Source organism: Eubacterium ramulus, from assembly GCF_003122485.1.
GTDB classification, from domain to species: Bacteria; Bacillota; Clostridia; order Lachnospirales; family Lachnospiraceae; genus Eubacterium_I; species Eubacterium_I ramulus_A.
Map to the genome: position 1 here is coordinate 1 of NZ_JRFU01000041.1, position 11,753 is coordinate 11,753.

Consider the following 11,753-nt stretch of genomic DNA (forward strand, 5'->3'; position numbering starts at 1 on the left):
TGCGCTGACCAGAATCACGCACCAAGTCTCACGTGCGTTCGACTTGAAACATATCGCAACTATGTATTCCTATATTATACGTTTTTGGTATCTTTTGCAACCCCCGAAAATGCTTTCCCCTTCGGTTCGATCACAAATTCCATTTTTTTCTTTGTCACAGGATGTAGAAATCCGATCCGGCAAGAACACAGCGCCACCGGACAATACCGACCGCCCTGCTCTGGCTTTCCATACTTTGTGTCACCCACCAGCGGATATCCCGCATGTGCAAACTGCACACGGATCTGGTGATGCCGCCCGGTGTGAAGCCAGATATGAACCAGTGCCTGCTGCCCGTCCTCTAAAACCTGTTCTACCTCATAGTCCAGCACAGCCTCTTTTGCCTGCGAAGTTCCCCTGGCAACAACGGCGGATGTATTTGTTTTTCCATCCCGCAGCAGCCAGTCCCGAAGTTCTCCTTTTTGTGGCTCCGGCACACCGGTTGTCACCGCCAGATATTCTTTTTCCATGCTGCGACTGCTGACCTGCGCAGACAGTTTTGCTGTCGCCTGCGGCGTTTTCGCAAACACCATCACGCCCTCCACCGGTTGATCCAGGCGATGGATCAGCCCGATATACGGTTCTTCCTTCTTTTTTGCACGATAGTTCTTTAACAGACTTACCACATCTGCCTGACCGGCACGGGCAGTCTGAACCGCCACACCAGCTTCCTTGCGGCAGACGATGATTGCCTCATCTTCATATATGATTTCCGGTTGCTTTATTCTCATGTATCCAATCCTTATAACTTAAATCTGTAGCCCACACCCCAGATTGTCTCAATGTACTGCGGTTTTGCGGTATTGAACTCAATTTTTTCACGGATCTTCTTGATATGAACGGTTACCGTTGCAATGTCACCAATGGACTCCATATCCCAGATCTTGGAAAACAGCTCATCCTTCGTAAATACATGATTCGGGTTCTCTGCAAGGAATGTCAGCAGATCAAATTCCTTTGTCGTAAACTGCTTCTCTTCGTCATTTACCCATACACGACGGGCAGTTTTATCAATGCGGATGCCACGGATCTCAATAATGTCATTTTTCTGTACATTGCTTCCGATCAAACGCTCATAACGCGCCAGATGTGCTTTTACCCTGGCAACCAGTTCACTCGGGGAAAATGGTTTAGTAATATAATCATCCGCACCAAGTCCCAGACCACGGATTTTATCAATATCATCCTTTTTCGCGGACACCATCAGGATCGGTGTATTTTTTTTCTCACGGATCTTTTTACAGATTTCAAAACCATCGGTTCCCGGCAGCATCAGATCCAGAATGTACATGTCAAATTTTTCACTCAGTGCACGCTCCAGACCGCTGGTTCCATCATTTTCTATCTCCACATCAAATCCACTCAGCTCCAGATAATCTTTCTCCAGATCTGCAATTGCTTCTTCATCTTCTACGATTAAAATCTTACTCATTTGGTACCTCCTGATATTTTCGAATAACAAAGTACATGGTCGTACCTGTCTTTTCTTTACTTGTCGCCCAGATCTTGCCACCGTGATCTTCAATGATCTTCTTTACGATGGACAGACCGATGCCACTTCCTCCGGTGGAAGAATTTCTCGAAGAATCCGTGCGGTAAAAACGGTCAAAAATATACGGCAGATCCCGGGCAGAAATTCCTTTTCCGTTATCCTCGATCTCAACCTGGATAAAATCACCCACGTCCTTGATCCGGACATTAATCTGTCCCTTCTGCTTGTCCATATATTTGATGGCATTTGTCACAATATTATTGATCACGCGCATCAACTGTTCCGGATCTGCGATGATTACAATATCTTCATCCGCATAGTTAAAATATGTCAGACCAATGCCCTTGGTCTCCAGATCCAGACCGATCTCCTCAATGCAGTCGTTAAAGTAATCTGCCACATTAATCTTCTTAAAGTTATATGGAATGCGGTTCGTATCAATCTTGGAATACAGCGTCAGCTCATTCAGCAGACGATCCATCTCATTCGCCTTATTATAAATCGTCCTGATGTAACGTTCCTGTTTCTCCGGCGTATCCGCAACACCGTCCAAAATACCCTCAGAATAGCCTTTTACCGCTGTAATTGGTGTCTTCAGGTCATGTGCGATATTGCTGATCAGGGCACGGTTTTCCTTTTCTGCTGCCATCTTCTCTTCGGTGGATTCCTTCAGACGCTTCCGCATCTCCTCAAAGTTCCGGCACAGATCTCCCATCTCATCCTGTTCATCATAATCAATGGAAAAATCCAGATTTCCCTCTTTGATATTTTTCGTAGCGATCTGCAATTTCTTAAGCGGCACCATCGTTCCACGATAGATCCAGATCGTCATAACTCCGGCAGTCAACGCCAGGATCAACAGTACCGATACCGCAATATCGATCATCAGCCGCTTGATCTCCGGTTGAATACTCTCCGAAGATGTAATGATATAGACACTGCACTGATCGTTATTGCTTCCCTCAAAATCTACCTGCTTCAGCAAAGACTGTGCATCGTTATCAATATAATATCCGGAACCCGTTTCCTTTTCGCCTTCTCCATATGATGGCAATTCCTCCTGCCACTGTTCATCACTGATGACGGAGTCTCCGTTGTAACCGTTATATACCAGTTCTCCATTTCTTCGGAAGATCAGATAAGAACTCTTTTCCTGTAATTTTTCATTAATCTGTTTTAAATAATCTTCTGATTCCAGTTTTTCCGGATCTGACTTTGCCAGTTTGCAGATCTCGTCATATTCTGTCTTCGTATATCTGCTCATCAACTGCAGGGAATTAGAAAGCACGCCCTGTGTATCCACTGCTTCCAGACCATAATTTTTCTGGATCGCTTTCGTCTGAATATGGTACAGACCAAAAATCGCTGCACCTGCCAGACCGACCGGCAAAATAATGATGATGCAGAATGCGACAATCAAACGTGTCTTTAGTTTCATAGGCATCTCCATTTTTCTTATACTGTTTTTCATTATAACACGTCTGCTGTTCAATTTACATTCTGCAATCGTAAAGTTTTTATAAATTACAGAGAAAAGACTTATTGGCAGTTATTCATTCTTTAAATTTTAAAAAGAAGCCGAAAAATCACTCCTGCTTTTACAAAAAAATCGTCGGATACTTACCACAACTTCTATGGAAATATCCGACGATTTTCACGCGCTTTATGTAACTGTTTTTCTTGCTTCAAAGAATTACAGATATTTTTTTAATACGTCAACTTTATCAGTTGCTTCCCAAGGAAGATCTACATCTGTACGTCCAAAGTGTCCGTAAGCAGCTGTTGCTTTGTAGATCGGTCTTCTTAAGTCAAGCATTTTGATGATTCCAGCCGGACGAAGGTCGAAGTTCTCACGAACGATCTCAACCAGTTTCTCATCAGACAGTTTGCCTGTTCCGAATGTATCTACCATGATAGATGTCGGCTGTGCTACACCGATTGCGTAAGAAAGCTGGATCTCGCATTTGTCAGCCAGACCTGCTGCAACGATGTTCTTTGCAACGTAACGTGCTGCATATGCTGCAGAACGGTCTACTTTTGTGCAGTCTTTTCCGGAGAAAGCTCCGCCGCCGTGACGAGCCATTCCACCGTAAGTATCAACGATGATCTTACGTCCTGTCAGACCTGCATCACCGTGAGGTCCACCGATTACGAAACGTCCTGTCGGGTTGATGAAGAATTTTGTCTCATCATCGATCAGCTCTGCCGGAAGGATCGGATCGAATACGTATTTTTTGATATCCTCATGGATCTGCTCCTGAGTAACATCATCATCATGCTGTGTAGAAAGAACTACAGCCTCTAATCTCTTAGGAGCGCCGTTCTCATCATACTCTACGGAAACCTGAGTTTTTCCGTCTGGTCTTAAGTAGCTTAATGTACCGTCTTTACGAACTTTTGTAAGCTGAAGAGCCATTTTGTGAGCAAGGGAGATTGGGTACGGCATTAATTCCGGTGTCTCGTTTGTAGCGTAACCAAACATCATACCCTGATCACCAGCACCTGTATCAAGATCATCTGTCAGCTCACCCTCTTTAGCCTCAAGTGCTTTATCAACACCCATAGCGATATCAGCAGACTGCTGATCCAGAGCAACCATAACTGCACATGTATTTCCATCAAAACCTGTCTTTGCGTCATTGTAACCAATCTCGTTTACAGTCTGACGAACGATAGACGGGATATCAAGCTGCGCTTTTGTAGTGATCTCACCTGTTACTAATACAAAACCTGTACAAGCAGCTGTCTCGCATGCAACACGGCTCATCGGATCCTGTGCCATGCAGGCATCCAGAATTGCATCAGATACGGCATCGCAGACTTTATCCGGATGTCCCTCTGTAACTGACTCAGAAGTAAATAATAATTTTTCCATAATTATCCTCCGTTCTTTTCTCTCATTCTAATCTAATTTGAAACATGTGAACTCCCACAGTTCACGTTTATTGCAGTCATACTTTATGTATCATACATTCCAATATAGGAAAAGTCAACCAACAGATTTCCCCGAAAATGTTGCACAAATAACAAAAAACCGAAAAAATGCGGGTAGATTTGTTGCTTCTACCCGCTTCCTGTTAAAATTTTATCGATGCCTGTTCCAAACTTCCTTTCAGTTGAACTCCGGCAAGATTTCCTGCATGACTCTGATCAACATAAGCCAGCTTATTTTCTCAGAATCACCACACATTACATTCTAAAGTTTCAGTCTGAACTGCTGAATCTCTTTCTCAGAACTTACCTTCTGCATCATACCACCAATGCCTCTGAATTTCTCATCAAAAGCCTCATATCCACGCTCAATATAATAGATATCATCCACAATGGTAATGCCATCTGCTGCCAGACCTGCAATTACCAGTGCCGCACCTGCACGAAGATCCGGTGCACTGACTCTTGCGCCTGTATAACGCTCTACGCCGTTGATGATCGCAATGTTGCCTTCCACCTTAATATTGGCACCCATTTTTTCAAGTTCATCTACATATTTGAAACGATTCTCAAAAATACTCTCGGTGATCGTACTTGTTCCCTCAGAAAGTGCCAGAACAACACCCATCTGTGGCTGCATATCTGTCGGGAATCCCGGATACGGTAATGTGGTTACCTGTGTATGGTGTAACGGTTTGTTTGCAATGACACGGACTGCATCGTCAAATTCCTGAATCTCACATCCGACCTCGATCAGTTTTGCACTGGTCGCCTCCAGATGCTTCGGAATTACGTTCTTTACTGTGACATCACCATGTGTCGCTGCTGCCGCGAACATAAATGTACCTGCCTCAATCTGATCCGGAATGATAGAATATTCCGTCTTGTGCAGTTTCTCTACACCGGAAATACGGATGACGTCTGTTCCGGCGCCACGGATATTGGCTCCCATACGGTTTAAGAAGTTTGCCACGTCAACGACATGCGGCTCTTTTGCTGCATTTTCAATGGTGGTCTTGCCCTCTGCCATAGCTGCTGCCATCATGATATTGATGGTGGCACCAACGGAAACTTTATCCATATAAATATGTGTACCGCAAAGGTGCTCTGCCTTTGCCGCAACCAGTCCACGACGAATATCTACTTCTGCGCCCATGGCACGGAAACCTTTTAAATGCAGGTCGATCGGTCTGCTTCCGATATCACAGCCACCCGGAAGGGCAACTTCTGCATCTTTGTATTTGCCAAGTAATGCGCCTAACAGATAGTAGGACGCACGAATCTTTCTGATGTATTCATTATCCACGCTGGTATCGTGAATCGTTGATCCGTTGATCTTTACGGTGTGGATGTCAACACGCTCCACAGTTGCACCAATGTTCTCGATTGCCTGAAGCATAACATTGATATCACGGACATTTGGTAAATTATCTATTGTAACGGTCTCATCCGTCATGACTGCTGCCGCAAGAATCGCCAGTGCCGCATTCTTCGCACCACCGATCGCCACTTCACCGACTAACGGACTGCCTCCTTTAATTACATATTGATCCATCTTGCACCTCTATGTTTCTAAATTTAAACACGCTATTATAACTATATCTCTAAAAATTTGTCAAGTTTTTTCATTTCATTCATATTTAATTAGTAAAGCGATTCTATTATAACATACCCGATAGGTATATAAAAGAATCTTTGCTTTATTTTATTCAAATACCGCCGTCTCGGTTCCTAATTTTCCTCCAGCGCTTTTCGAACAGCCTTCAGTGTCTGCTCGATGCTCTGTTTATACTGATCAACGGTGATATCTGCATATTTTTCATACAGAACGGTTCTTTCTTTATAAAGATCAACCAGAGTCTGTCCCTCTTTTAATACAACACCACGTCCCTTGAGGTTACGCAGGCGGCGCTGTAACACGCGCAGATTCTGTTTCAGATATACTACTGTTCCGATGGATTTCAGGTGTTCCATCGCTTCTTTTCCATAAACCACACTTCCACCGGTAGCGATGACACTGCGATGTGTCTGAATCTGACTATTTACTCTGTTCTCTATTTCTATAAAGCCATCGGTACCATTTTCCTCGATAAGCTCACTTAACAATTTTCCTTCCGCTTCCTGGATCAGCAGATCTGCATCCACAAACTGATATCCAAGAACTTTTGCCAGTACGACACCGATGGTACTTTTTCCAACACCCGGCATACCGATCAAAACAATATTATCTCTATTCATTTCTCAACTTATACTTTCTCATGCGCTAAACAAAAGCGGACTGTTCTGTCCGCTTTGTATTTTTCCTCGTTCTACTCTGCTGTTGCACTGCTGCTGTCGGAAGCAGACGGTGTGGTAAACAGATTGTCAAAAACAACTTTTGACCATTCTTTGTCATTTACATTAATATCAATATCTTTTTTATAGCTCTCTACGGCATTGTTGTAAGCCTCATCCTGACGGTCAGAAATGATACTCTGTTTCTTCTTCTCCGTAGCATCTGAATCAAATTCGCTGTCAAGACGGATGATGTAATAGCAATCTGTTCCCTCGATCAGATCGGATACATCGCCTTCTTTCATGCTGTTTGCAGCTGTGATAACGGCATCACAGAAACCGCCATCGGACTCACTCTTTTCATCACTTCCATAGGAATAAGTCTGTACGGTATAGCCATAATCAGAAGCAGTTCCGTCAAAATCTGTCTTTGCCTTCTCTGCTGCATCATAAGCATCTTTTTTCACAACGGTTACCTGATCTTCTGTATAGGTCTGCTGATTTCCGCTGTCATCGGTGTAAGTCGTCAGACTGATCTTTACATAACTGAACGTTCTCTGTGCAGCCTCTTCATCAGATACTTCGGTATCTGCTGTTGCGCGGATCGCTGTGCTCATTTTCTGCTGTACAGTCTGTAAATACAGATAACGCTCTACATACTCCTCAGTAGCGCCAACTTCTTTCAGTGCGGACTTTGTATTATCGGACATAAATTTCTCAGCAGCTTCTTTCATTGCTGCTTTCTCATCATCCGTGATCTCTACACCATAATCATCCATATGTGCTTCTAACAAACACTGTGTCTCAATGTTCTCCATAACACTGTCCTTGATAGAATCCTGCATATTCTTTCCATTCTTTGCATAAGACTCATTCGTCCAGTAATCCTCTCCATAATAAGAAGCAAAGATACCGTCATAAGATGCCTGCTGGATACGTGCTGCAAAATTTGCATATCCCATATCCACTTCAATTGTATCAATGGCATCCCCTGTCATGGTGACAGCGGTTGCATTTTTATTAATTCCACAGCCACTTAATGACATGGATCCGATCATGACACTCATTAAAATAACTGCTGCAAATTTCTTAAACTTCATGGTTTCCTCCAACTATCATATGTCATGAACAAAAGCAGTTCATGATCCAATTTCGCCGTTCGTCAATCATACCAGTATGTTGACTCTCTTGCGCTCATTATATCGTAAAGTGAAATTTTTCCATCTATTATCTGTCCTAGTATAACCCAGAATCCGCGCCACTGCAAGATTTTTTCTATCCTAAACTCGCGCAACCCATGTATACAAATGCAAATCCTGCCTATGCCTCATTTTTCTCCAGCAACAGTTCCGCACAATCCGTCAACACGGTTCGGATCACCGTCAGCGTATCCGGACTGTTTTTCTGCTTCCGATAATACAGACACGGTTCTTTTTTATCCGGGATAAACGACAGCAGTGGTTTATTTTTGTCCAACAACAATGGCAGGTTTGCCACATTCAATTTTGCCCGTTCAAACATACGGAACGTGATTCCTGCCGCATTTTCCTTGATCTCCACCAGATAAACCCGATGCGCATCTGCTTTGATCTGTGCGACGGTCAGCAGATTCTGTACCGACCGCGGCGGTTCTCCGAAACGATCGATCAGCTCATCTAACATCTCATCTTTTTCTTCTTCATTTTCGATCGCCGCGATCCGCTTGTAAATATCCAGTTTCTGATACTCATTCGCAATATAGCCGTTTGGAATATAGGCATCCAGTTCGATATCAATGGAAGTATCGAAAGATTCCTCCACCGTTTCGCCTTTTGCACTTTTTACCGCTTCGTTCAGCATTTTGCAATACAGATCGTAACCAACCGCTTCCATATGACCGTGTTGCTGTTCTCCCAGCAGGTTTCCGGCACCGCGGATCTCCAGATCCTTCATGGCGATCTTGAAGCCGCTTCCCAGATCCGAAAACTCCCGGATCGCAGAGAGACGCTTCTCTGCCACTTCTTTCAGCATCTTGTTTCTGCGGTACATCAAAAATGCATACGCCGTCCGGTTGGAACGTCCGATTCGTCCGCGCAGCTGATACAACTGGGAAAGCCCTAAGTTATCCGCATCGTGAATGATCATTGTATTGACGTTTCCGATATCCAGCCCCGTCTCAATGATAGTTGTGGAAACAAGCACATCCACCTCACCGTTAATAAAGCCATACATGACACGCTCCAATTCCCGCTCACTCATCTGACCGTGGGCATAGGCAACCTCCGCATCCGGTACCAGCTCGGAAATCTTTGCCGCTACCTCCGCGATCTGGTTGACACGGTTGTATACATAATACACCTGACCATCCCGCGCCATCTCGCGCTCAATAGCTTCCCGGATCATCTCCTCATCGTACTCCATGACGTAAGTCTGGATCGGCATACGGTCATGCGGCGGCTCTTCCAGCACACTCATGTCCCGGATTCCGATCAGGCTCATATGCAGAGTTCGCGGAATCGGTGTCGCGGTCAGAGTCAGCACGTCCACGTCCTTTTTCATCTGTTTAATCTTTTCCTTATGACCGACACCAAACCGCTGTTCCTCGTCAATGATCAGCAGGCCCAGATCCTTGCAGACCACATCTTTGGAAAGGACACGATGTGTTCCGATCACGATATCCACCGTTCCTTTTTTCAAACCTTCGATTGCCGCTTTCTGCTGCTTTGGTGTCCGGAAACGGCAGAGCAGTTCCACATTAATTGGGAAATCTTTCATACGCTGTGCAAACGTGTTGTAATGCTGCTGCGCCAGAATCGTAGTCGGTACCAGATAAATAACCTGTTTATTCTCCTGTACCGCTTTGAACGCTGCCCGGATTGCCACCTCAGTCTTGCCAAAGCCGACATCTCCACAGATCAGACGATCCATGATCTTCTTGCTTTCCATATCCGCTTTCGTTGCTTCAATGGCAAGGCGCTGATCGTCGGTCTCCTCATATGGAAACATTTCCTCAAATTCCCGCTGCCATACGGTATCCGGTCCATACTCAAAACCTTCCTTGCTCTGGCGCACCGCATACAGTTCCACCAGTTCCTGTGCGATCTGTCGCACTGCTGTCTGTACCCGGTGACGGGTTTTCGTCCATTCCTGTCCGCCCAGACGGTTCAGTTTCGGTTTTTTCGCATCGGAACCCGCATATTTCTGGATCAGATCCAGCTGCGTTGCCAGCACATACAGATTGCCGCCTTTGTCATACTCGATCTTCATATAATCCCGCATGGTCTTGTCGACCTCGATCTTCTCAATACCGCGGAAAATTCCAAGACCGTGATTTTCGTGTACGACATAATCCCCCGGTTTCAATTCAGAAAAGCTTTGGATCCGCTCGCCTTCGTATATTTTCTTCTTTTTGCGCTTTTTCTTCTCCGCACCGAAAATATCCGTCTCCGTCAGCACCACAAATTTGATATCCGGATATTCAAATCCGCGTTTCAATTTGCCATACATGACCATGACTTCTCCCGGCTGCACCAGTCGCTCTGTATCTTCCGTAAAAAATGCGTTTAATCCTTCCTGTCGCAGATCATCTGCCATACGCTCTGCCCTGGTTCTGGAACTGCAAAGCAGAATCACCCGGTACTTACGTTTTTTATAATTATTCAGATCCTTTGACAGTAATTCAAAACTGCTGTTGTACGCATTGACAGAGTGCACCTGGAAGAAAAAGCTCTGCGTCGGTGTCAGTCCCGGTGCCCGCAGTTCCATTGCCGATACCAGCACACAACCCAGCCGCTGCATTTCTGCTGTTACCGCCTCATGAGAATACAGCACATCCATCTGTCCCGGCAGAATATATCCTTTTTCCAGACGCTGCTGCATACTGTCGGAAAATTCTTTTTCTACTGCTGCCGCTTTTTCCAGACACCGTGCCGGTTCATCCGCAAAAATCAAAAGCTTCTGGTCGCGTCTGGCAGCACAGCGGGACGCAAATTCCAGAAAACTTACGGTATCCTGGTAGAAATAGGTCAGATAACTTTCTGCCGCCCGTACACTTCCAAATTCTTCCACCTGCTCCTGCAGTAATTCCACTGCCTGTTCCAGTCGGTGCGCTTCCTCGGTTTTCATTTCCTTGCGGTACTGTTCCGACAGACGTTTTCCCTCTGCCGTGATCTGTTTCAGTCCCGCTTCCTGCTGCGCCTTCGTCAGCACCAGTTCCGCTGCCGGATAAACCACGATCTCGTCCAGCGTGTCTACCGAACGCTGGCTGTCCGGATCAAAGGTCCGGATCGAATCGATCTCATCTCCCCACAGTTCAATACGGTAAGGAAGTTCCTCCGTCAATGCAAAAATATCCACGATACCGCCGCGCACCGCAAACTGTCCCGGCGCATCTACCTGATAAGCACTCTCATAGCCCATGCCAACCAGATGCTGCCGCAGTTTTTCCAGATCCAGGGTATCTTCTGCCTTCAATCGGAGCAAAAATCCCCGTAAAACCTCCGGGCGCACCAGACGATCCATCAGCGCATCAAAAGTCGTGATGATCGTTGCATTTTCTTCTTCAAAGAGTCTCCGGTAAGCCAGAATCCGCTCCTGTGTCAGCGCATTGCCACGGATATCCGACTGATAGAACAAAATATCCTTTGCCGGAAAATACACTGCCTTCGGTTCAAAGTAGCGGTATGCCTCCAGCAATTCCCTCGCTTTCTGCTCATTAAAAGTAACAATGACACGGGTTCCCCTGCCATTGTTCAGTCCATACATCATATGTGGTTTTTGCGCATCCATACAACCGGAAACTGAGATCACAGTTCCCGGTTTTTCTGCAAAATGCTCCAGTTCTTCAAAGCTGTTTAATTCATACAACGGACGTACAAAAGCATCCATGCCAGTGTTACTCCTTTCTTTTCTATCTGTTGATATGTTTCATGATTTCCTGCACTCTTATTCTATTGAAAAACCATGGTTCTATTATGCTTCTTTATAAGATCACGATTCTGTTATGCTTCTTTTTTACGATTATACAGATTCATTGCCT

The 11,753-nt window shown here is 45.1% G+C and carries 8 protein-coding genes; all 8 read right to left on the reverse strand.

Going from position 1 to position 11,753, the window contains the following annotated elements; all coding sequences use genetic code 11:
• Positions 1 to 74 precede the first annotated feature (74 nt).
• Positions 75 to 770 carry an RluA family pseudouridine synthase gene (locus tag LG34_RS03810; protein ID WP_109214953.1) on the reverse strand — a complete coding sequence of 232 codons (696 nt, stop codon included), beginning with the start codon at positions 768 to 770 and terminating at the stop codon, positions 75 to 77.
• 11 nt (positions 771 to 781) lie between these two features.
• Positions 782 to 1,471 carry a response regulator transcription factor gene (locus LG34_RS03815; RefSeq protein WP_109214954.1) on the reverse strand — a complete coding sequence of 230 codons (690 nt, stop codon included), beginning with the start codon at positions 1,469 to 1,471 and terminating at the stop codon, positions 782 to 784.
• Positions 1,464 to 2,969, reverse strand: a complete 1,506-nt coding sequence (locus tag LG34_RS03820; RefSeq protein WP_109214960.1) for a sensor histidine kinase — start codon at positions 2,967 to 2,969, stop codon at positions 1,464 to 1,466. The genes LG34_RS03815 and LG34_RS03820 overlap by 8 nt, the downstream gene beginning before the upstream one ends.
• Before the next feature lie 255 nt (positions 2,970 to 3,224).
• Positions 3,225 to 4,406 (reverse strand): methionine adenosyltransferase, encoded by a 1,182-nt coding sequence (gene metK / locus LG34_RS03825; RefSeq protein ID WP_109214955.1) that lies wholly within the window; start codon positions 4,404 to 4,406, stop codon positions 3,225 to 3,227.
• A gap of 321 nt (positions 4,407 to 4,727) precedes the next feature.
• A complete protein-coding gene (locus tag LG34_RS03830) occupies positions 4,728 to 6,017 on the reverse strand; it encodes a UDP-N-acetylglucosamine 1-carboxyvinyltransferase (protein ID WP_109214956.1) in 1,290 nt (429 codons plus the stop codon).
• A 176-nt stretch (positions 6,018 to 6,193) separates the two neighbouring features.
• On the reverse strand, positions 6,194 to 6,700 hold the full coding sequence (locus tag LG34_RS03835; protein ID WP_109214957.1) for a shikimate kinase: 507 nt from the start codon (positions 6,698 to 6,700) through the stop codon (positions 6,194 to 6,196).
• 71 nt (positions 6,701 to 6,771) lie between these two features.
• Positions 6,772 to 7,836, reverse strand: coding sequence for a peptidyl-prolyl cis-trans isomerase (locus tag LG34_RS03840; RefSeq protein WP_109214958.1), 1,065 nt, complete (start codon positions 7,834 to 7,836; stop codon positions 6,772 to 6,774).
• A gap of 220 nt (positions 7,837 to 8,056) precedes the next feature.
• A complete protein-coding gene (gene mfd / locus LG34_RS03845) occupies positions 8,057 to 11,602 on the reverse strand; it encodes a transcription-repair coupling factor (protein WP_109214959.1) in 3,546 nt (1,181 codons plus the stop codon).
• Positions 11,603 to 11,753 lie beyond the last annotated feature (151 nt).

Excerpts from the sequence above, each read along its gene's own strand:
- LG34_RS03815 (WP_109214954.1), bottom strand. The coding sequence starts at position 1,471 with ATGAGTAAGATTTTAATCGTAGAAGATGAAGAAGCAATTGCAGATCTG.
- LG34_RS03840 (WP_109214958.1), bottom strand. The coding sequence starts at position 7,836 with ATGAAGTTTAAGAAATTTGCAGCAGTTATTTTAATGAGTGTCATGATC.
- LG34_RS03830 (WP_109214956.1), bottom strand. The coding sequence starts at position 6,017 with ATGGATCAATATGTAATTAAAGGAGGCAGTCCGTTAGTCGGTGAAGTG.
- metK (WP_109214955.1), bottom strand. The coding sequence starts at position 4,406 with ATGGAAAAATTATTATTTACTTCTGAGTCAGTTACAGAGGGACATCCG.
- LG34_RS03820 (WP_109214960.1), bottom strand. The coding sequence starts at position 2,969 with ATGAAACTAAAGACACGTTTGATTGTCGCATTCTGCATCATCATTATT.
- mfd (WP_109214959.1), bottom strand. The coding sequence starts at position 11,602 with ATGGATGCTTTTGTACGTCCGTTGTATGAATTAAACAGCTTTGAAGAA.
- LG34_RS03810 (WP_109214953.1), bottom strand. The coding sequence starts at position 770 with ATGAGAATAAAGCAACCGGAAATCATATATGAAGATGAGGCAATCATC.
- LG34_RS03835 (WP_109214957.1), bottom strand. The coding sequence starts at position 6,700 with ATGAATAGAGATAATATTGTTTTGATCGGTATGCCGGGTGTTGGAAAA.